General features: G+C 60.3%; 23 protein-coding genes. 14 read left to right on the top strand and 9 right to left on the bottom strand.

Features of this window, described 5'->3' with window-relative positions; all coding sequences use genetic code 11:
* The first annotated feature begins 79 nt into the window (after positions 1 to 79).
* Genes AYR47_RS28450 through AYR47_RS28440 form a run of 3 tightly spaced genes read left to right on the top strand, consistent with a single transcriptional unit; the run spans position 80 to position 3,010 of the window.
* Positions 80 to 1,372, top strand: coding sequence for a CitMHS family transporter (locus AYR47_RS28450; protein WP_033900869.1), 1,293 nt, complete (start codon positions 80 to 82; stop codon positions 1,370 to 1,372).
* Position 1,373: 1 nt separating this feature from the next.
* Positions 1,374 to 2,699 carry an acyclic terpene utilization AtuA family protein gene (locus AYR47_RS28445; protein WP_061449159.1) on the top strand — a complete coding sequence of 442 codons (1,326 nt, stop codon included), beginning with the start codon at positions 1,374 to 1,376 and terminating at the stop codon, positions 2,697 to 2,699.
* Positions 2,696 to 3,010, top strand: coding sequence for an AtuA-related protein (locus AYR47_RS28440; protein WP_033900873.1), 315 nt, complete (start codon positions 2,696 to 2,698; stop codon positions 3,008 to 3,010). Before AYR47_RS28445 ends, AYR47_RS28440 begins: the two co-directional genes overlap by 4 nt.
* Positions 3,011 to 3,014: 4 nt before the next feature.
* Here AYR47_RS28440 and AYR47_RS28435 read toward each other — a convergent pair whose 3' ends face one another.
* From AYR47_RS28435 to AYR47_RS28415, 5 genes are all read right to left on the bottom strand, one after another.
* A complete protein-coding gene (locus tag AYR47_RS28435; RefSeq protein ID WP_016976368.1) occupies positions 3,015 to 3,386 on the bottom strand; it encodes a glutathione S-transferase N-terminal domain-containing protein in 372 nt (123 codons plus the stop codon).
* 101 nt (positions 3,387 to 3,487) lie between these two features.
* Positions 3,488 to 4,033 carry a GTP cyclohydrolase I FolE gene (gene folE, locus AYR47_RS28430; RefSeq protein WP_003442011.1) on the bottom strand — a complete coding sequence of 182 codons (546 nt, stop codon included), beginning with the start codon at positions 4,031 to 4,033 and terminating at the stop codon, positions 3,488 to 3,490.
* 78 nt (positions 4,034 to 4,111) lie between these two features.
* Complete coding sequence (locus tag AYR47_RS28425) at positions 4,112 to 4,669, bottom strand: Smr/MutS family protein (RefSeq protein WP_061449158.1); 558 nt, start codon at positions 4,667 to 4,669, stop codon at positions 4,112 to 4,114.
* Between the two features lie 75 nt (positions 4,670 to 4,744).
* Positions 4,745 to 5,065 carry a hypothetical protein gene (locus AYR47_RS28420; protein ID WP_033900878.1) on the bottom strand — a complete coding sequence of 107 codons (321 nt, stop codon included), beginning with the start codon at positions 5,063 to 5,065 and terminating at the stop codon, positions 4,745 to 4,747.
* A gap of 142 nt (positions 5,066 to 5,207) precedes the next feature.
* Entirely contained in the window at positions 5,208 to 5,798 is a 591-nt protein-coding gene (locus AYR47_RS28415) for a cysteine hydrolase family protein (RefSeq protein WP_010208860.1), read from the bottom strand.
* Positions 5,799 to 6,037: 239 nt separating this feature from the next.
* Between AYR47_RS28415 and prmB the strand changes: the two genes are divergently transcribed.
* Positions 6,038 to 6,946: a 50S ribosomal protein L3 N(5)-glutamine methyltransferase gene (prmB, locus tag AYR47_RS28410; protein WP_033900879.1), complete on the top strand. Its 909-nt coding sequence runs from the start codon at positions 6,038 to 6,040 to the stop codon at positions 6,944 to 6,946.
* A 56-nt stretch (positions 6,947 to 7,002) separates the two neighbouring features.
* Here the strand turns inward: prmB and AYR47_RS28405 are convergent, their stop codons facing one another.
* Together AYR47_RS28405 and AYR47_RS28400 are read right to left on the bottom strand one after the other, a co-directional pair.
* The gene (locus AYR47_RS28405) at positions 7,003 to 7,809 is read right to left on the bottom strand and encodes a hypothetical protein (protein ID WP_061449157.1); all 807 of its coding nucleotides are present in this window, start codon (positions 7,807 to 7,809) and stop codon (positions 7,003 to 7,005) included.
* Positions 7,810 to 7,908: 99 nt separating this feature from the next.
* Entirely contained in the window at positions 7,909 to 8,871 is a 963-nt protein-coding gene (locus AYR47_RS28400) for an alpha/beta hydrolase (protein ID WP_061449156.1), read from the bottom strand.
* Between the two features lie 143 nt (positions 8,872 to 9,014).
* On the opposite strand from AYR47_RS28400, the gene aroC reads away from it, so the two are divergent.
* The 4 genes from aroC to AYR47_RS28380 all read left to right on the top strand — a co-directional run bounded on the left by aroC (position 9,015) and on the right by AYR47_RS28380 (position 12,286).
* Positions 9,015 to 10,106, top strand: coding sequence for a chorismate synthase (gene aroC / locus AYR47_RS28395; RefSeq protein ID WP_016976377.1), 1,092 nt, complete (start codon positions 9,015 to 9,017; stop codon positions 10,104 to 10,106).
* 10 nt (positions 10,107 to 10,116) lie between these two features.
* Positions 10,117 to 11,277 carry an MFS transporter gene (locus tag AYR47_RS28390; RefSeq protein WP_033900884.1) on the top strand — a complete coding sequence of 387 codons (1,161 nt, stop codon included), beginning with the start codon at positions 10,117 to 10,119 and terminating at the stop codon, positions 11,275 to 11,277.
* Positions 11,274 to 11,804 carry a 1,2-dihydroxy-3-keto-5-methylthiopentene dioxygenase gene (locus AYR47_RS28385; RefSeq protein ID WP_061449155.1) on the top strand — a complete coding sequence of 177 codons (531 nt, stop codon included), beginning with the start codon at positions 11,274 to 11,276 and terminating at the stop codon, positions 11,802 to 11,804. Before AYR47_RS28390 ends, AYR47_RS28385 begins: the two co-directional genes overlap by 4 nt.
* Positions 11,805 to 12,016: 212 nt before the next feature.
* Entirely contained in the window at positions 12,017 to 12,286 is a 270-nt protein-coding gene (locus AYR47_RS28380; RefSeq protein ID WP_033900889.1) for a response regulator transcription factor, read from the top strand.
* 60 nt (positions 12,287 to 12,346) lie between these two features.
* On the opposite strand, the gene AYR47_RS28375 is transcribed toward AYR47_RS28380, so the two are convergent.
* On the bottom strand, positions 12,347 to 12,625 hold the full coding sequence (locus tag AYR47_RS28375; RefSeq protein ID WP_010208870.1) for a DUF3509 domain-containing protein: 279 nt from the start codon (positions 12,623 to 12,625) through the stop codon (positions 12,347 to 12,349).
* Between the two features lie 352 nt (positions 12,626 to 12,977).
* Here AYR47_RS28375 and AYR47_RS28370 point away from each other — a divergent pair, with 352 nt between their 5' ends.
* From AYR47_RS28370 to AYR47_RS28350, 5 genes are all read left to right on the top strand, one after another.
* A complete protein-coding gene (locus tag AYR47_RS28370; protein ID WP_033900891.1) occupies positions 12,978 to 14,804 on the top strand; it encodes a long-chain-acyl-CoA synthetase in 1,827 nt (608 codons plus the stop codon).
* 109 nt (positions 14,805 to 14,913) lie between these two features.
* The gene (locus AYR47_RS28365) at positions 14,914 to 15,429 is read left to right on the top strand and encodes an ankyrin repeat domain-containing protein (protein WP_033900893.1); all 516 of its coding nucleotides are present in this window, start codon (positions 14,914 to 14,916) and stop codon (positions 15,427 to 15,429) included.
* Positions 15,430 to 15,470: 41 nt separating this feature from the next.
* Positions 15,471 to 16,001 carry a hypothetical protein gene (locus AYR47_RS28360; protein WP_033900894.1) on the top strand — a complete coding sequence of 177 codons (531 nt, stop codon included), beginning with the start codon at positions 15,471 to 15,473 and terminating at the stop codon, positions 15,999 to 16,001.
* A 68-nt stretch (positions 16,002 to 16,069) separates the two neighbouring features.
* Positions 16,070 to 16,261 (top strand): PLDc N-terminal domain-containing protein, encoded by a 192-nt coding sequence (locus AYR47_RS28355; protein ID WP_003172956.1) that lies wholly within the window; start codon positions 16,070 to 16,072, stop codon positions 16,259 to 16,261.
* A 318-nt stretch (positions 16,262 to 16,579) separates the two neighbouring features.
* Complete coding sequence (locus tag AYR47_RS28350) at positions 16,580 to 18,667, top strand: LTA synthase family protein (protein ID WP_061449154.1); 2,088 nt, start codon at positions 16,580 to 16,582, stop codon at positions 18,665 to 18,667.
* 52 nt (positions 18,668 to 18,719) lie between these two features.
* On the opposite strand, the gene AYR47_RS32380 is transcribed toward AYR47_RS28350, so the two are convergent.
* Positions 18,720 to 18,872: a DUF3309 family protein gene (locus AYR47_RS32380; RefSeq protein WP_015885095.1), complete on the bottom strand. Its 153-nt coding sequence runs from the start codon at positions 18,870 to 18,872 to the stop codon at positions 18,720 to 18,722.
* 328 nt (positions 18,873 to 19,200) lie between these two features.
* On the opposite strand from AYR47_RS32380, the gene AYR47_RS28345 reads away from it, so the two are divergent.
* Entirely contained in the window at positions 19,201 to 20,016 is an 816-nt protein-coding gene (locus AYR47_RS28345) for an SDR family oxidoreductase (protein WP_016976386.1), read from the top strand.
* Positions 20,017 to 20,124: the final 108 nt, after the last annotated feature.

Raw genomic sequence — 20,124 nt, 5'->3', positions numbered from 1 at the left:
CCAATTTACAAAGACTAACCCGCTTCCAATACTCCAGGGAAAACAATAACCGGCCATCAAGGCCGCTCTGGAGTAACCCATGCTCGCTACCCTGGGTGTCATCACCATCCTGTGCCTGCTCGCTGCCGTCATGAGCAAACGCCTCTCGCCGCTGGTGGCCCTGATCGCCTTGCCGATCATCGCCGCGTTGCTCGGTGGGTTCGGCCTGCAAACCAGTGCCTTCATCATCACCGGTATCAAGAACGTCGCCCCCGTGGTGGGCATGTTTGTGTTTGCGATCCTGTTTTTCGGGATCATGACCGATGCCGGCATGCTCGATCCCATCATTGACCGCATCCTGCGCACGGTCGGCACGCGTCCTACACGCATTGTCGTAGGCACCGCGACCCTGGCGCTGCTGGTGCATTTGGACGGTTCCGGCGCGGTGACCTTTCTGGTGACGGTGCCGGCGATGCTGCCGCTGTATACACGACTGGGTATCGATAAACGCATCCTGGCCTGTGTTTGCGCGATGGCAGCCGGGGTCAACTTTCTGCCGTGGACCGGGCCCGTATTGCGCTCGTCGGCGGCTCTGCACGTGCCGGTGGCAGACCTGTTCCAACCGCTGATCCCGGTGCAGATCGTCGGCCTGGTCTTCGTTTTCGCCTGCGCCTGGTGGCTCGGCCGTCGCGAAGAAAAACGCCTGGGCCTCGGCGCCGGCTCCACCGTGGACGCCGTGCCGCAACGGGTACTGAGCGACGACGACATCAAGCTACGTCGTCCGCGGCTGTTCTGGGTCAACCTGATCCTGACCGTGCTGGTGATGGTGGTGATGATTGCCGGTTGGGTCGACCCCGTGGTGATGTTCATGCTCGGCACCGTGGTGGCGCTGTGCATCAACTACCCGAACGTCGACGCTCAGCGCGCCCGCATCGACGCCCACGCCAAGACCGCCCTGACCATGGCCAGCATCTTGCTCGCCGCCGGGGTGTTCACCGGGATCATGCAGGGCACCGGCATGCTCAAGGCGATTGCCGAAGTGGCGGTGGCGCAGATTCCGGCCGGCCACGGCAAGTTGATCCCGGCGGTGGTGGGCTTTATCTCCATGCCGCTGAGCATGTTGTTTGACCCGGATTCCTACTATTTCGGCGTGATGCCGGTGATCGCCGAAGTCGGCAAGGCTCTGGGCGTCGATCCGCTGCAAGTGGCCCAGGCCTCGTTGCTGGGTGTGCACACCACCGGCTTCCCGGTCAGCCCGCTGACCCCCGCGACCTTCCTGCTGGTGGGCCTGTGCAAGATCGAACTGGCCGATCACCAGCGCTTCACCATTCCGTTTCTGTTTGCCGCGTCGGTGTTGATGACCCTGACCGCGTTGCTCCTGGGAGTAATTTGAAATGAAAACCTTGCGCATCGGTTCCGGCGCCGGCTATTCCGGCGACCGTATCGAACCTGCCGTGGAACTGGCCGAGCAGGGCGAACTGGATTACCTGGTGTTCGAATGCCTGGCCGAACGCACGATTGCTTTGGCGCAACAGGCACGCATCAGCGCTCCAGAGGGCGGTTACGACCCGCTGCTGAGTGAGCGCATGCGTCGCGTGCTGCCGTTTGTGGGCGTAAAGGCCGGGCGTCGTCGCCTGCGGGTGATCACCAATATGGGGGCGGCCAATCCGGTGTCGGCGGCCAATGAAGTGCGGCGAATTGCGCGTGAATTGGGCCTTGCGCTCAAGGTCGTCGCGGTGGTCGGCGATGACGTGTTGGAGGTGTTGAAGCCTGACTTTCTGCTGGATAACGGCCAGACGGTCGGTGCCTTGGGCGAACGGCTGATTTCCGCGAATGCCTACTTGGGTGTCGACGGCATTCTGCAGGCGTTGCACGCGGATGCGGACGTGGTGATCACCGGGCGCGTGGCCGACCCTTCGCTGTTCCTCGCGCCACAGATGTTTGAATTCGGCTGGGCGGCGGACGATTGGCAGCGTTTGGGGCGTGGCACGCTGGTGGGGCATCTGCTTGAATGCGCCGGGCAAGTCAGCGGCGGCTATTTCGCCGATCCGGGTTTCAAGGATGTGGAAGACCTGGCGCGCCTGGGCTTCCCTCTGGCCGAGATCACTGCGGACGGTGAGGCAGTGATTACCAAGGTGGTTGGGTCCGGCGGGCGGGTCAGCCGTGCGACCTGCACTGAACAGCTGATCTATGAAGTGCACGACCCGGCGGCGTACCTCACGCCTGACGTGACGGCGGACTTTTCCCAGGTGGGGTTTGTGGAGGAGGGCGTTGATCGCGTTCGCACCCAAGGTGCAGACGGTCGCGCGCGCCCCGAACAGCTGAAGGTCAGCGTCGGCTATCTGGACGGTTGGATTGGAGAGGGGCAGATGTCCTACGGTGGCCCCGGTGCTGTCGCACGGGCGCAGTTGGCGCGGGATGTGGTCCTCAAGCGCCTTGAGTTGATGGGCGTGAAGATGCAGGACGTGCGTGCCGAACTGATCGGCATGGACTCGCTTCACGGCCCGCGCAGCGCGGTCGAGCCCTGGGAAGTGCGCCTGCGCGTGGCGGCGCGCTGTGAGGCGCGCGATGAGGCGGTGCGCGTCGGCAATGAAGTGGAAACCCTCTACACCAACGGCCCGTCGGGCGGCGGCGGCGCGAGCAAAAGCGTGCGGCAAGTGGTAGCGGTGGCGTCGTTGTTGCTGCCGCGTGATGTGGTCAACCCGAGGATCGAAGCATGAAGCTGCAGAGGCTGGCCCATTCCCGCACTGGGGATAAAGGCGACACGTCGAACATTTCGATCATTGCCTATCGTGCTGAAGACTACCCATTGCTATGCGAGCAACTGACCGCTGAACGCGTGGCCGAATTTTTCGCGGGGTTGCGTGAGCCCGACGCAGCGCCTGTGCGGCGCTATGAATTGCCGAATGTGCAGGCGCTGAACTTCGTGTTGCCGGGCATCCTGCGCGGTGGAGTCACCCGCTCGCTGGCGCTGGATGCCCATGGCAAGTGCCTGGGCTCGGCGCTACTGGAACTGTCGATTCAGCAGTAGGCGGTCAAACCCCGGCGAAACGCTTGTCCAGATAATCAATGATCACCTTGGAGTCGTACATCCAGGTGGTCTGGCCATTCTCTTCGATACGCAGGCACGGCACCTTGATCTTGCCGCCTTGCTCAAGCAGGGTCTGGCGGTCCTGTTCGTTGTTTTTCGCATCTTTCAGCGCGACGGGCACATTCAGGCGGTGCAGGGTGCGGCGGGTCTTCACGCAGAATGGGCAAGCGTGGAACTGATACAGCGTCAGCTCCTTGGCCGCTGCATTCACCTGTGCCTGTTGCTCGGCGGAACGCTGCTTTTTGCGTGGGCGGGTAAGAAAGTCGCCCGCGATGATGACGTGGCCGAGGCCCACTCGAAGTGCTTTGACGAACATGGCTGAAACCTCTTGCCCATGAAGAAGGGGCCGCAGCTTACCTCAATTTTGCAGGCGAAAAAAAACCGGCGATGAACGCCGGTTTTTTCGTCCGCAGCCGGTTACTTGATCAGGCTGAGGAATTCGCTGCGGGTGGCTGCGTTTTCGCGGAACTCACCCAGCATCACCGAGGTGATCATCGACGAATTCTGCTTTTCCACACCGCGCATCATCATGCACATGTGCTTGGCCTCGATCACCACGGCCACGCCCAGGGCGCCGGTCACTTGCATCACGGCATCGGCGATCTGGCGGCTGAGGTTTTCCTGGATCTGCAGGCGGCGGGCGTACATGTCGACAATCCGCGCAACCTTGGACAGGCCCAGCACCTTGCCGCTTGGGATATAAGCGACGTGGGCCTTGCCGATGAACGGCAGCAGGTGGTGTTCGCACAGCGAGTACAACTCGATGTCCTTGACCAGCACCATTTCGCTGTTGTCGGAGCTGAACAAGGCACCGTTGGTGACTTCTTCCAGAGTCTGCTCATAGCCGCGGCAGAGGTACTGCATCGCCTTGGCGGCACGCTTTGGCGTGTCGAGCAGGCCCTCGCGGGAAACGTCCTCGCCGAGTTGGCCGAGGATCGCGGTGTAATTCTGTTCCAGGGACATGAAACTACCTGTGGGATTTTCGCAAAGCGCAAGGTTACGGTGGCGGGCACATCGCTGCAAGCCTGACGATGGCAGTTGTTACTCGTCGCGCCCTTCCATCATCGTACGCTTGAGCATCACATACACCGCCCCCGCGCCGCCGTGGCGGGCCTGGCATGAGGTAAAGCCGAGGACCTGGGCATGCTGGCGCAGCCAGGTGTTGACGTGGCTTTTGATCATCGGGCGCTTGCCGTCCAGCCGCACGGCCTTGCCGTGGGTGACGCGTACGCAGCGGATTTCGAATTTAGTGGCTTCGGCCAGGAAGGCCCACAGGGTTTCCCGGGCTTTTTCCACGTTCATGCCATGCAGGTCAAGGCTGCCTTCGAACGGGATCTGGCCGGCCTTGAGCTTGCGCATCTGGCTTTCCTGCACGCCATCGCGGGCCCACATCAGCTCGTCTTCAGGGCCGACATCGATCACGAACTGGTCCGACAGGCCGTCCACGGTGGTGGCGGCAGTGCGCACGGTCGCGGCCTGGCGCAGCTTGGCGATCTGCGCGCGGTCGGCCTTGGGTTTGCCGGTGTCGGCGCGGTCGTGCTTGATCGGCTTGACGCCGCGCAGCTCGTTTTTGAACAGGGAAAAATCGTCGTCTTGCATGTTGGCCTCCGCGAAGGGCGGGCAGTTTACCTAAATCGCGGCGGCCAGGGCGCAGGAAACGCTATCCAAGCGCCATCAGTCGTGCTTTTTCATCAGGTGAGAAGCGATGTTCAGCGACAACGGCTGACGCATTTTCCGACGGCTGCGCCGCCATAACCATACGCCCAACCACAGCACCAGCAGCCCGATCACCAACAGAATCGCCGAGCCACCAGGACTGGCATTCAATTCACCAAGGGCCGGCGAGTGACCCAACAAACCGGCACCACCAGCGCCAGCCAACAGCACACCAACTATCGCCAGCAACGCGGCAATGCCGGCCACCAGGCGCAGACGCCAATTGCTCGGGCCCTTGGGGCGCAAGCGACGAGCGTCAAAACCATCGGATATCTTCATTCCGACCTTTCCTCCAGGGTATCGGCCCTTCGACCGGACAATACACAGGTTGTTCCGGGGGGAGGGGTAAATGCGCCAAATGAGAGGGCTCTGCGGATGAGCGGGGCCGTAAAACAGGCTGCGCCGCTCATCAGAAGGTTGATCAGATCAGATCTTTGGTCAGCGCCAGGGTGGCGAAATTGTCGGCCATGATGGCCATTTCGGTCTGCTGCACGTGCTCGGCGCTGAGGATGCCGCCTTTGTAAGGCAGGTCACGTGTGGCGCAGGCGTCTTCCACCAAGGTGCAGCGAAAGCCCAGGTTCTTGGCGGCGCGCACGGTGGTGCTGACGCTGGAGTGGCTCATGAAACCGCAGACGATCAGGTCCAGGGAACCGAGGTCCTGCAAGTGTTTTTCCAGGCCGGTGCCATGGAAGGCGCTGGGCAGCAGCTTGCCGATGATGGTTTCGTCGCCTTCAGGCTCAAGCCCTGGAATGAATTCGCCACGCTCGCCCTGTGGGTCGAACAGGCCACCCACGGTGCCCAGGTGACGCACATGTACAATCGGACGCCCAGCGTTGCGGGCGGCGGACACAAGTTGCTTGATGTTGCCGACGGCCGCGTCCATGCCCGAGAGGGCGAGGGGGCCGCTGAGGTATTCCTTCTGGGCGTCGATGATCACGAGGGTCGCATGGCTGAGGTTCGCTGCTGCGTAACCACGACCGCTGAGTTGAAACATCGTCTTTGGAACGGACATTCTGGGGCTCCTGTGAGGGGGGCTTTTGCGACATTGTCCACTGGCTGAGCGGTTCTGTGAATCGCTACCATCGTAAGGTACGCCGTTGTTGACGTGCAGCCATGTCAAGAGGTGGGCCTGTTTAACACAATGATGGCAATTTGGATGAAATCCGACGGGTGGCGACGGGTTTTCGTACATCGTCGGTACAGGTGAAGGCTGTTAGAATCGCCAGTCGTTTTTTCCAGGAGCTTGCCCCCGTGACCACTTCCCGCCTGCGCACCTTGCGCGACCATATCCGTTGGGCTGTCAGCCGTTTCCATGGGGAAGACCTGTTTTTTGGCCATGGCACCGATAATGCCTGGGACGATGCCCGGCAACTGGTGCTCGGTGCCTTGCATTTGCCGTGGGAAATTGCCGACAGCTACCTCGACTGCAACCTGGAAGAAGAGGAAGTCGCCCACCTGCAACGCTTGTTGCATCGCCGTATCCACGAACGCGTGCCGACACCCTATCTGATTGGTGAAGCCTGGTTCTGTGGTATGTCGTTTATCGTCGATGAGCGCGTGCTGATCCCGCGCTCACCGATCGGCGAGCTGATCGAAAACCGCTTCGAACCCTGGTTGGCGCAGCCACCGGCACGCATCCTCGACCTGTGCACCGGTTCCGGTTGCATCGGCATTGCGTGCGCCTATGAGTTCCAGGACGCCGAAGTGGTGCTGGGGGACTTGTCCTTCGAAGCCCTGGAAGTGGCCAACCAGAACATCGAGCGCCATGGCGTCGATGAGCGTGTCTATACCGTGCAGGGTGACGGTTTCGACGGCCTGCCGGGCCAGCGCTTTGACTTGATCGTGTCCAACCCGCCGTATGTGGATGCCGAAGACTTCGCCGATATGCCTGACGAATACCAGCACGAACCTGAGCTGGGCCTGGCCTGTGGCGACGACGGTTTGAACCTGGTGCGGCGCATGCTGGCCGAAGCGGCGGACCACCTGACCGAGAAGGGGTTGCTGATTGTTGAAGTGGGCAACAGCCAAGTGCACGTCGAGGCACTGTACCCGGAAGTGGACTTTGCCTGGCTGGACTTCCAGCGCGGCGGCCATGGGGTGTTCATGTTGACGGCTGAGCAGTGCCGTCAACATCAGGCTGCATTTGCTGCCCGCGTTTAACCTGTACTAGCGGTAGGAGTGCGGTCAATGACCGCATTTCATAGTGCGAATGTGTTTCAGCGGTGAGTTGCAATCCAGATCAACAACCCCGCCTGAAACACCGTAAATGCCACCAGACAGGTGATGGTAAAGCGCAATCCGCTGTCCTCACGCTTGAACTTGGTGACCTTTTCCTCTTCCTTGCGCAGCTTCACTTCCTGCTCTGCCAGGTTCTGTTCTGCCTGTTGCAGCATCTGCGCCGCTTCCAGGATTTCTACGAACTGCACCTTCTCGGTGTTCCAGCTGTCCAGCACATCACTGACCTTGCCCGGCTGCACGTTACCCTTGAGGTGCTGCACATCGGCGTAAGCCACATCAAAACCCTGGATGCGCAGGAAGTGATCGCGGCGCAGGCGGGTGGCTTCGTTCAGTGCATCTTTGTTGGCCAGGTCAACGCCGTCGACGCGGTAGTGCGACCATTTCTTTTTCGCCCAGGCAGCGCCTTGGGCCACCAGGAAGCGCCCGATGCCACGGTTGGCCGGTTCGATCTCCAGGCTGTTGCCAGGGCCGAAGTGCACGCGGTGCGTGTCGTGGTCGATCCAGATATCCAGATGATTCTGTTCACGGCGCACACGCTGGCCGGGCAACTGGATGACCATGCGCAGCAGGCTGTGGTGTTTGTCGTTGCGCTCGGCATAGCCGAACTGCACGAAGCGCAAAGGCCGCACGCCCGTGGCGCGGTCGGTGGCCAGGGGCGCCAGGCGCAGCATCTTGAAATGCTCAGCCTGGACATCCGCCCACGGGAGGGGCGCCGCGTCGACGGCCTCGGTTTTGTCAGCCGGGGTGTCGGCGGTGGATTCCGGTGTTGCTTCAGTGGTTGTCATGCGGCGCGATCCTGTCCAAGCCCAGCGAGTCGACAGTCTTTTTACTGTCGACTCTGGGCTTATCGGCCGCTTTCCCCAGGACTGGAGGCAAATTGTCGCTTAACGGGGTTGAAGTCCGTCGATAAAGCGCACCAGGCGGTTGCCCAGCTCGGCGGCGAGGGGCAGTTGCGGGTCGTTGTAGGAGGCCAATTGCTGCTTCACATCGTTGGGCACGATGCGCATCACGTGGTTCATGCCCTCAATCAGCACAAGCTGCGCGTCGGGCTTGGCCTTTTTAAGTTGCTGGGCATCGCCCACACCGACCTGGATATCGTTGGTGCCCTGGATGATCAGTGCCGGCATGTTCAATTTGGCAAAGGCTGCCGACGGATCGGCACGAAACAGGCTGATCAGATATGGCTGCACACTGGGTCGGAAAATGCCTTCCAGCGGGCCAGGCACATCCGCATCCACTTGGCCGGCCTTGAGGTGATCGAGGATTTGGTTACTGCGCAGCAGCAGGGCAGGGGGCAGGTGATCGGCCAACTGTTGGCGGATCACTTGATCCACCGGGCGCGAGCTGCCGGACAACGAGACCACGCCTGCCGGGTCCAGCTGCGGCGCGGCGAGGGCGGCCACCAGTGCACCTTCGCTGTGGCCCAACACAATCAGCGGGCCCATGCGTTTGTCGGCCTTGAGCAGTTTGCCCCAGGCCACGGCGTCGGCGACGTAGGCGTCCAGGGTCAGGTTGCGTTCGTCGGGGGTGGCCGCCAGGCTGGCCGCCACGCCGCGCTTGTCGTAGCGCACGCTGGCGATGTTATGCCGCGCCAGCACCCAGGCCAGGCGCTTGAGGCTGTCGTTGCGCGCGCCGTCGGCACTGTTGCCGTTGCGGTCGGTGGGCCCGGAACCGGCGATGATCAACACCACCGGCACGGGTTTGTCGGATTTGGGCAACAAGAGTGAGCCAAACAGCTCGCCGCTGCCGGTGTCCAGGCTGATAGGCCGTTGCAACACCACGGGGGAGGCGGCGAAGCCCAGGCTGGAAAACAGGGTGAGGGTCAAAAGCAGAACTCGCAGCATCATCGCGCCATCATTGGGAAGGTGCCGGTTGGACCAAGGTCTACCGCTAAGGTTTCGAGGATGAACTACTCGGTTAGCCTGCGTATACTGGCCGCCTTAAGTTATTACGGTTGACTTGATTCAACTGATTTCACGGAGCGCCCTGCATGTCCGGCAATACCTTCGGCAAGCTGTTCACTGTCACCACCGCGGGCGAAAGCCATGGCCCGGCGTTGGTCGCCATTGTCGACGGCTGCCCGCCCGGCCTCGAGCTGTCCCTGGAAGACCTGCAGCGTGACCTCGACCGCCGCAAGCCCGGCACCAGCCGCCACACCACCCAGCGCCAGGAGCCCGATGAAGTCGAGATCCTCTCCGGCGTGTTCGAAGGCCGCACCACCGGTTGCGCCATCGGCCTGCTGATCCGCAACACTGACCAGAAGTCCAAGGACTACTCGGCGATCAAGGACCTGTTCCGCCCGGCCCACGCCGACTACACCTATCACCACAAATACGGCGAGCGCGACTACCGTGGCGGCGGCCGCAGCTCGGCGCGCGAAACCGCGATGCGCGTGGCGGCCGGTGCCATCGCCAAGAAATACCTGGCGACCCAAGGCATTGTGATCCGTGGCTACATGAGCCAGCTGGGCCCGATTGAAATCCCGTTCAAGACCTGGGACAGCGTCGAAGACAACGCCTTCTTCAGCCCCGACCCGGACAAAGTGCCGGAACTGGAAGCCTATATGGACCAGTTGCGCCGCGACCAGGACTCCGTTGGCGCCAAGATCACTGTGGTCGCTGAGGGCGTGAAACCTGGCCTGGGTGAACCGATCTTCGACCGCCTCGACGCGGAACTGGCCCATGCGCTGATGAGCATCAACGCGGTGAAAGGCGTGGAAATCGGTGCCGGTTTTGCGTGTGTGTCCCAGCGTGGCACCGAGCACCGCGACGAGCTGACCCCGGAAGGTTTCCTCAGTAACAACGCGGGCGGCATCCTCGGTGGTATTTCTTCGGGTCAACCGATTGTGGCGCACCTGGCGCTCAAGGCGACGTCGAGCATCACCACGCCGGGCCGTTCGATTGATGTGCACGGCAACCCGGTGGACGTGATCACCAAGGGTCGCCACGACCCGTGCGTCGGCATCCGCGCCACGCCGATTGCCGAAGCGATGATGGCCATCGTGTTGATGGACCACCTGCTGCGCAATCGTGGCCAGAATGCCGATGTTCGCGTGAGTACGCCGGTGCTGGGCCAGCTGTGACGGCTCGGCTGTGACAGCCCTTCCGTACTGGCGCCTCTCCAGCTTCTACCTCTTCTACTTCGCCCTCCTGGGTGCAACCGCACCCTTCCTGGCGCTGTACTTCGACCACTTGGGCTTCTCCAGCGCGCGCATCGGCGAGCTGGTGGCCATCCCTATGCTGATGCGCTGCGTGGCGCCCAACCTGTGGGGCTGGCTGGGTGACTACACCGGCCGGCGCCTGGCCATCGTACGTTTTGGCGCGGTGTGCACCCTGGCGAGTTTTTCGCTGATCTTCATCAGCCATACCTACGCCTGGCTGGCCCTGGTCATGGCCCTGCATGCGTTCTTCTGGCATGCGGTACTGCCGCAGTTTGAAGTCATCACCCTGGCACACCTGCAAAAACAAACCTCGCGCTACAGCCAGATCCGCCTGTGGGGTTCCATCGGTTTCATCCTTACCGTTGTGATCATGGGTCGCCTATTCGACTGGCTGAGCCTGGACATCTACCCGGTGGTGGTCGTGGTGATCATGGCCGGCATCATCGGAGCCAGCCTGTGGGTGCCGAATGCGCAACCTGCCAGCCACGGCAATCGCCTGGCGGGCGAGGGCTTCCTCAAACAGTTGCGTAGCCCCGGCGTTCTGGCGTTTTATGCCTGCGTGGCGCTGATGCAGATGAGCCATGGCCCGTATTACACCTTTCTCACCCTGCACCTTGAACATTTGGGCTACAGCCGCGGTGTGATCGGGATGTTGTGGGCGTTGGGCGTGGTGGCGGAGGTGCTGATGTTCCTGGCCATGAGCCGCATCCTTTCGCGCTTTTCGGTACGCCGGGTGCTGCTGGCGAGTTTCCTGCTGGCGGCGCTGCGCTGGCTGCTGCTGGGCTCATTTGCCGAGTTTTTCTGGGTGCTGTTGCTGGCGCAGGTGATGCACGCCGCTACCTTTGGCAGTTTCCATGCGGCGGCGATTGCCTTTGTGCAGCGCAGTTTCGGCGACAAGCAACAAGGCCAGGGCCAGGCGCTGTATGCCGCGTTGGCCGGCACCGGTGGCGCATTGGGCGCCCTGTATTCGGGCTACAGTTGGAACCTGTTGGGGCCGACCCTGACCTTCAGCATCGCCAGCGTCGCCGCCCTGGCAGCCGCCGTTATCATCGGTTTTCGATTGCAAGAGCAGAACCAAGGAACCCTTCAATGAGTTATGTCGCTGTCTACTCCGTCGCTACACCGGATACGCCGAACAAGGTCCTGACCCATTTTGACGACATCGCCGCCACCCTGGCAGAGCAGGGCGTGCGTTTTGAGCGCTGGCAGCCCGGCCCGGTCGAAAAGGGCGCCAGCGATAGCGAGTTGATTGCCGCCTGCCAGGCGCAAATTGATCAGCTCGGCTACCGCGCAGCCGGGGTGATGAGGGATGCCGGCGACCCCGCGCAGAACGCCGAATTACGTGGGCAGTTTCTCGATGAGCGCCGCTACAGCGAAGACGATGCGCGTTTTTTCCTTGCCGGCCAGGGCCTGTTCGCGCTGCACATTGGCGATTACGTATACGCCATACGTTGCGAGAAAAACGACCTGCTGGTGATCCCGGCCGGTGTGATGCATTGGTTCGACATGGGTGAGAACCCGCACTTCGTGGCGTTGCGTTTATACAACACCGAGAAAGGGTGGGTGCCCGAGTTCACCGGTGACGATATCGCCCGGCGTTTTCCCGGATTGGATGATTAATCGCGAGCTATCAGAAACTTCAACCCCCGCATGTTGGAAGTTATTGTGGGAATAAACTTAAGCTTATGTAGGGGCTTGCTGTTTATTCTCATGGGTGCGCCTTAATCCCACGCCTTATGTAACTCTCTTCGGCAATAGCGTTTATATCATCCGTCAATAGGAGGAATCCGAAGGGTGATAGGGCGTCAGCCAATAATAAAGGAGAGAAACTAATGAGAGGCCCAAGGGAATCGTTTCTGGCACCGTATACGGTGCCCAACGCTGTCAGGCGGCGCATTAATCTGGCGGGCAAGAGCCTGACGCGCACGGAGCTGGAAATACTGCGTTGGGCCTCGGAAGGCAAGACCGTGTGGGAGATCAGCCAGATACGCGCCACGTCCGAAGCCACGGTGAAATTCCACCTGCGCAATATCTACGGCAAGTTGGAAGTCAGTAACCGCGTCCAGGCAATGAATGAAGCGGCGCGCAAGGGGCTTTGCTGAATGCATGAAAAAAGGGCCGCGACACCCGTGTGTGTCGCGGCCCTTTTCTTTATCAGGTACTTAAGCCGAATGGTAAGTCGGCAGGGCAAAGCGGTTCTGGCTTTGCAGCATCGAAATCTGTGGCAGGTCGCTGGCTTGTTCGGCCAAGTCGCGGCGGATGGCGCTGATCACCCAAGTCAATTGGTCGGCCGTGTGCAACTGCTGGTACGAGATCGAACGCTTGACCTGCTTGCCTTCGCTATTACGCAGGGTCAAAAGGATGCCACCGTCGGGACGTGGCTGGGTGGTGACGTCGTAGTTGGAGAATACTGAAGCGAATTTATCTTGGATCAGGCTCATGTCTATCAGCTCCGTTGGCTCAAGTTGGCAAGCATGGAGTGATAGGTGCAGTGATTGTGCCAGCTATTGGTTTTATAAAATATCGTTATAAATCAATAAGATATAAAAAATGCAAATTTTCGATTTCGTGCAATTTGCATGAATGGCCATCATGCATCCTGCATTTTGCGTGGCCCGACGGGGTCGAACGGGCCCGCCATTACTCCTACAGACTGACCTGGCGTCGCTGAATTCCTTTTTTCGGCGGTCGTTCATCGGGATACAAAACTTTTCAAATCCTGCGTGTACAGCCGAAGAGAGGCTGACGTACTTTCCTGCAAGGTTTACGAAGAATAAGAAAAAGGATGTTCCCATGAGCCAATCGCCAAACGACATGATTACCTGGGGCATGATGCTGCGTAAGGTGCCCGCCATTGTTCGCGCCCTGCCACGGGTAGTGCGCGGCATGCGTGCCGCCAACGTTACCGACCCTCAGCAGCCCTGCGGCCTGGGCTGGCACTTCGAGCAAGCCACCCAGCGCAATCCGGATGGCGCCGCATTGTTGTACGCCGACCGCGTGCTCAGCTACACCGAGGCCAACCGATCCGCCAACCGTATCGCCCACCACTTGCAGGCCCAGGGCATCCGCAAGGGCGATGTAGTGGCGATGTTTATCGAAAACCGTCCCGAGTTGCTGCTGAACGTGCTGGCCGTGGCCAAGCTGGGCGGCATCTGCGCCATGCTCAATACGGCGCAGACCCAAGCGGCGCTGGTGCACAGCCTGAACCTGGTGAGCCCGGTGGCGATTGTAGTGGGCGCGGAATTGGTGGCTGCCTATGATGCCGTACGCGATCAAGTGGACATTCCCACTGCACGGTCCTGGTTTATCCCGGAGCCGCAGGCCGTTGTGACGCCAGAGGGTTATGTCGACCTGATGGCCGCCAGCGCCGACGCCCCGGTGGATAACCCGGTTAGCAGCGCGCAGATCTTCTTCAACGATCCCTGCTTCTATATCTACACCTCTGGTACCACCGGCTTGCCCAAGGCCGGCATCATGAAACATGGCCGCTGGACCAAGACCGCCGTCAGCTTCGGCAGCATCGCCCTGGACATGGGCCCGGACGACGTCCTCTATTGCACCTTGCCGCTTTACCACGCCACCGGCCTTTGCGTGTGCTGGGGCTCGGCGATTGTCGGGGCGTCAGGGTTCGCCATCCGGCGCAAGTTCAGCGCCAGCCAATTCTGGGATGACGCTCGCCGCTTCAAGGCGACCACCCTCGGTTATGTCGGCGAATTGTGCCGTTACCTGCTCGATCAACCCGCCAACCTCAACGACCGCGATCACCGCGTGACCAAGATGGTCGGCAATGGCCTGCGTCCCGGCGTGTGGGCGCAGTTCAAGGCGCGGTATGGGGTTGAGCATGTCTGCGAGTTGTATGCAGCCAGCGACGGCAACATCGGCTTCACCAACGTCTTGAACTTCGACAACACCGTCGGCTTTTGCCTGCAGCACTGGGCGTTGGTGGACTACGCCCACGACACCGGCGAGCCGATTCGTGGCCGCGATGGCTTCATGCACAAAGTGAAGACTGGCGGGCAAGGTTTGCTGCTGGCCAGGATCGATGAAAAGTCGCCCTATGATGGCTACACCGACCCGGAAAAGAACCGCAAGGTGATCCTCACCGACGTATTCGAGAAAGGCGACCGCTACTTCAATACCGGCGATCTGGTGCGCAGCATCGGCTTCGGTCATGCGCAGTTCGTCGACCGCCTGGGGGACACCTATCGCTGGAAGGGTGAAAACGTCTCCACCACCGAGGTGGAGAACGTGCTGCTGCAACATCCGCAGATCGCTGAAGTGGTGGCCTACGGTGTGGAAATCGAAAACACCAACGGCCGCGCCGGGATGGTTGCCATCACCCCGAGCGAATCGCTGGCCTCGTTGGATATGCGCGAGTTGCTGCAATTCGCCCACGGCCAGTTGCCGCATTACGCGGTCCCGCTGTTCCTGCGCATCAAGGTCAAGATGGAGACCACCGGCACGTTCAAATACCAAAAGGTGAAACTCAAGGAGGAGGCATTCGATCCGGAGAGGGCAGGCAATGATCCGGTCTATGCCTGGTTGCCAGGTTCGGACTGCTATGTGCCGGTCACTGGACAGCTATTGGCGCAGATCCAGGGCGGACACTTTCGTTATTAGGCCGGGCTATTGAATATGCCTATGGAGGCTTTTGACAAAAAAGCCATGACAGGTGGGAACTCCCTCGCGACACTGGGCACCATATAGAGGACCAGACAAGGAGCCCCACATGTCAGACCAAGCCAAACAAATGACCGATGACGAAGCCGCAGAATTTGCCGAACAGGTGTTCGACGTCGCCCGCAAAGGCGACGCCGCCATGCTTGCCGCGCTGCTGGCCAAGGGCTTGCCAGCCAACTTTCGTAATCACAATGGCGACACCTTGCTGATGCTCGCGGCCTACCACGGTCATGTCGAGGCAGTAAAAGTGTTGCTGGAGTTCAAGGCTGACCCGCTGATTGCCAACGACAAGAACCAGCTGCCAATGGCTGGCGCGGCGTTCAAAGGCAACCTGGAGGTGGTCAAGGCACTGATCGAAGGCGGTGTGCCAGTGGACGCGTCGTCCTCCGATGGCCGTACGGCACTGATGATGGCCGCGATGTTCAACCGCGTGGAAATGCTCGACTATCTGCTCGGCCAGGGCGCCGATCCCAAGGCCGCTGACGCCCAAGGCGCAACCGCGTTGGCGGCGGCACACACCATGGGTGCAGTGGATACGGCGGCGAAGTTGCAAAAACTGGTGTAGGCTACGCGCCCTCGAAAACCGCCCGCCACAGGACCACACCCATGAAAACCGCCCTCGTCGAACTCATCAGCAAAATCAGCGCGGGTGTCATGAGCGAGGACGACGTGGCGCGCATTGCCGATGAAGCGACCCAGGCCTACGCGGACCCTGCGGCGTTTCTGGCGGCCAACCCGGATATCAACTACGACGACAGCTTCCCGATTCCGTTGGGCGAGTGGGTCGTCGTCGGCAGCCTGCCGGAGACCGTGCTGTTCCAGGCCGACACCTATGGCGATCTGTTCGCGCAAATCGTCGCCTCGTTCGGTCCTGGCGTGGCGTTCAACCTCAAGCCCAAGCAGCTGGCGAAGACTGAGGACCTCACGGCACTGAACCGCATCCAGATCCAGATGAGTGCCCTGAGCCCGGAAGATGGTGGCTATGTGCTGCTTAACTTCAGCCAACTGCTGGATGACGAGATCCAGGCCGTGCTGGTCTATGGCAACGACTTGCCGCGTGTGCTGGAACTGTGCGCCGAGGTGGGCATCAAGGGCGAGCCGTCCCTGGAAGCGCTGAAGATCGCCGTTCACGTCTGAAATAAAACGGAACCCCCTCCAGGGCTGGCTATCCTACAAGTGCATGCCCCCACTTTAGGAGCGACACCATGGGTTCCACTTTTAATGGCTTGATCGGGCTGATCATCCTGGCCCTGGATATCTGGGCGATCATCAACGTGTTCAAAAGCGGCGCGAGCACGGGCGCCAAGGTGCTGTGGATTTTGCTGATCCTGTTGTTGCCGGTGCTGGGCTTGATCATTTGGGCAATCGCCGGGCCGCGCGGTAACGTGCGGATCTGACCCCGCAACGCTTAATCGATGTGGAAGAGGGGCAAGCCTTCTTCCACATTTTTTTGTGTCCAAATATTCGCTACACAGAATTTTCACACAGCGTTTTGGACAATTCCCTTCGCTTTGCTTCCTTGTAGGATAGGTCTGTCAAAGGCCTGGAAAAGCACCACAAAGACGTGTTTTCCCTCAGTAATCAATAGCGTTGATGGCATTCATCGGGCACCATTTGCGCCAACGCGCTAACCCCCCTGTTCCTACACGCTGGGCGTGGGCAGGATGCCGCTGCAATATTTCGCAACTTAAACTTCCAATGGGTCCTAAAACGACATGGCAAACCCGGACGCCCTGAATCAGCAGCGCGCTTCAAATCGCTTGCTGCAACCGACCGTCAAATCCCATCTGGCGTACACGCTGCTCTGCGCACTGGTCATGATGGTGATGTTCTCCCTGCTGCGCCTCGCGCTGCTGGTGTACAACCGCGAAATGATCCTTGACACGCCGGCTTCGACCTTCCTGGAAGCGTTCGGCAATGGCACGCGCTTCGACATCCGCTTTGTGATGTACGCATTGGTTCCGCTGCTGCTGGCTCTGTTCAGCGTCCGCGCCATGGCTGCGCGTGGGTTCTTCCGTTTGTGGCTGACCGTCGCGTCCAGCATTGCCCTGTTTCTGGGCCTGATGGAAATGGACTTCTATCGCGAGTTCCACCAGCGCCTCAACGGCCTGGTCTTCCAGTATGTGAAGGAAGATCCGAAAACCGTGATGAGCATGCTCTGGTACGGTTTCCCGGTGGTGCGCTACCTGCTGGCCTGGGCCGTGGGTACGCTGATCCTGAGCATCGCCTTCAAAGGCGCCGACCGTGCAACGCGCCCGCGTGGCCCGTTCAGCGGTGGCAGCATCGGCACCCGCCAAGTGGCGCCGTGGTACACGCGTATTGCGGTGTTTGTGGTCTGCCTGCTGATCGCCGTGGTCGCCATTCGCGGCACCCTGCGCCAGGGCCCGCCGCTGCGTTGGGGTGACGTGTACACCACCGACTCGAACTTCGCCAACCAGTTGGGCCTCAATGGCACGCTGTCGTTGATCGGCGCGGCCAAGGCACGTTTCTCCGAGCACCGTGATAACACCTGGAAAGCCACGCTGGAGCAGCCGCTGGCAACCCAGACCGTACGTGACATGCTGGTGCTGCCGACCGAAAAACTGGTGGATACCGACACCGCCGCCGTGCGCCGCGAGTTCACCCCGCCGGCCGAGAAAACCCTGCCGATCAAGAACGTCGTCGTGATCCTGATGGAAAGCTTCGCCGGTCACTCGGTCGGCGCCCTGGGGCGTCCGGGTAATATCACGCCGTACTTCGACAAACTGTCCAAGGAAGGCCTGCTGTTCGACCGCTTCTTCTCCAACGGCACGCACACCCACCAAGGCATGTTCGCCACCATGGCGTGCTTCCCGAACCTGCCGGCGTTCGAATACCTGATGCAGACCCCGGAAGGCAGCCACAAGCTGTCGGGCCTGCCGCAGTTGCTCAGCGCGCGCAAGTTTGACGACGTGTATGTCTACAACGGCGATTTTGCCTGGGACAACCAGTCGGGCTTCTTCAGCAACCAGGGCATGACCAACTTCATCGGGCGTAACGACTTCGTCGACCCAGTGTTCTCCGACCCGACGTGGGGCGTATCCGACCAGGATATGTTCAACCGTGGCCTGGAAGAGTTGAAGGCCCGCGAAGGCGGCAAGCCGTTCTATGCCTTGCTGCAAACCCTGTCCAACCACACGCCGTATGCCTTGCCGACGCCATTGCCGGTGGAGAAGGTCACGGGCCGTGGCAGCCTCGACGAGCATTTGACGGCGATGCGCTACTCCGACTGGGCCCTGGGCCAGTTCTTTGAAAAGGCGCGCAAGGAGCCGTACTTCAAGGAAACCCTGTTTGTCATCGTGGGCGACCATGGTTTTGGTAACGAGCAGCAAATTACTGAAATGGACCTGGGTCGCTTCAATGTGCCGATGCTGATGATTGCACCGGGCATGCAGGAGAAGTTCGGCGAGCGTGACCACACCGTAGGTACGCAGATCGACATCGTGCCGACCATCATGGGCCGCCTCGGTGGCGAGACCCTTCACCAGTGCTGGGGCCGCGACCTGCTGAACCTGCCGGAAGGCGACAAGGGCTTTGGCGTGATCAAACCGTCGGGCAGCGACCAGACGGTGGCGCTGGTCACCGGCGATCGCATCCTGGTGCTGCCGAAGGAGATGCCGCCGAAGCTGTGGGAATATGAGCTGGGCGCCAACCCGACCGGTAAGGTGATCGCAGAATCGCCGGACGAAGGTGCATTAAGGCAGAAACTGGAGTCGTTCCTGCAGACGGCAACCAAGAGCCTGTTGGATAACACCGCTGGCGTGGTTGACGGAAAGCCGGACTAATTAAACGGCAATAAAAAAGAGGCCTTTAAAGGCCTCTTTTTTTGTCCGGCTTTTATATCCGGCCGAGCAACAACAGCACCAGCAGGACGACCAGCACAACACCCAGAATACCCGACGGGCCATAACCCCAGTTACGTGAGTGAGGGAATACTGGCAGACCACCGACCAGCAGGAGGATCAGGATAATGATCAGAATGAGGCTCATGGTTTTTTTCCTTATTGGCCTTCTGCAAAGACCGGTTATTAACGATAGGCCCGCTAGTTGATTCACGAACGCCTTAACAACTCCGACTGTTGCCCGCTGCGGAAAATTCAGTATTTTTTTAAAGCATTTCGCACACTTGCTTATTTCTTTTAATGCGTTCGCAAATATACGTTGTTAGTTGAAAAATATTGAACTTAGGCTATACGCGAACCTCCGACCCGGCTGACGGTTTGCCAGGGGCATTCAGCAATCTGATGGTGGATGGGGGCAGGAAAGACCTTCGCTACACTGCCGGTCACTTCTTCCGTGAACCACAAGGCTACCTCCTATGCAAAATCGCATGATGATCACTGGCGCCGGGTCGGGCCTGGGCCGCGAAATCGCTTTGCGCTGGGCCCGTGAAGGATGGCAGTTGGCCTTGTCAGACGTCAGCGAACCAGGCTTGCAGGAAACGCTCAAGCTCGTACGCGAGGCGGGTGGCGACGGGTTTATCCAGCGTTGCGACGTGCGTGACTACAGCCAACTCACCGCGTTCGCCCAGGCGTGCGAAGTGAAACTGGGTGGCATCGATGTGATCGTCAACAATGCCGGGGTGGCCTCCGGTGGGTTCTTTGCCGAACTGTCCCTGGAAGACTGGGACTGGCAAATCGCGATCAACCTGATGGGCGTGGTCAAGGGCTGCAAGGCGTTCCTGCCGCTGCTGGAAAAGAGCAAGGGCCGCATTATCAACATCGCGTCCATGGCGGCGTTGATGCAGGGCCCGGCGATGAGCAACTACAACGTGGCCAAGGCCGGCGTGGTCGCACTGTCGGAAAGCCTGCTGGTGGAACTCAAGCAGCAGGAAGTCGGCGTGCACGTGGTATGCCCGTCATTCTTCCAGACCAACCTGTTGGATTCGTTCCGTGGGCCGACCCCGGCGATGAAGGCCCAGGTAGGCAAGTTGCTTGAGAGCTCGCCGATCTCGGCGGCGGACATTGCCGACTACATCTACCAGCGCGTGGCAGAAGGCGAGTTCATGATCTTGCCCCATGAACAAGGGCGGATGGCGTGGGCGTTGAAGCAGAAGAACCCGCAACTGCTCTATGACGAGATGACCACCATGGCTGACAAAATGCGCGCTAAAGCGCAGGCGGCCAAGGGCTGATCAGGTAGTAGTCTGTCAGGCAATTTACCTGCGTTTGTAGGTATGGCCTGATTTCGCGGCAAGCCATTGCTGCGGTCCACCCCCAGCGCGCATGGTCGAGGTCCTTTC

Origin of the sequence: Pseudomonas azotoformans (genome assembly GCF_001579805.1) — a bacterium.
In the GTDB taxonomy this organism is placed as follows: domain Bacteria; phylum Pseudomonadota; class Gammaproteobacteria; order Pseudomonadales; family Pseudomonadaceae; genus Aquipseudomonas; species Aquipseudomonas azotoformans_A.
Note: the sequence above shows the minus strand (reverse complement) of the source record. Positions and strands in the feature narration are given on the sequence as shown.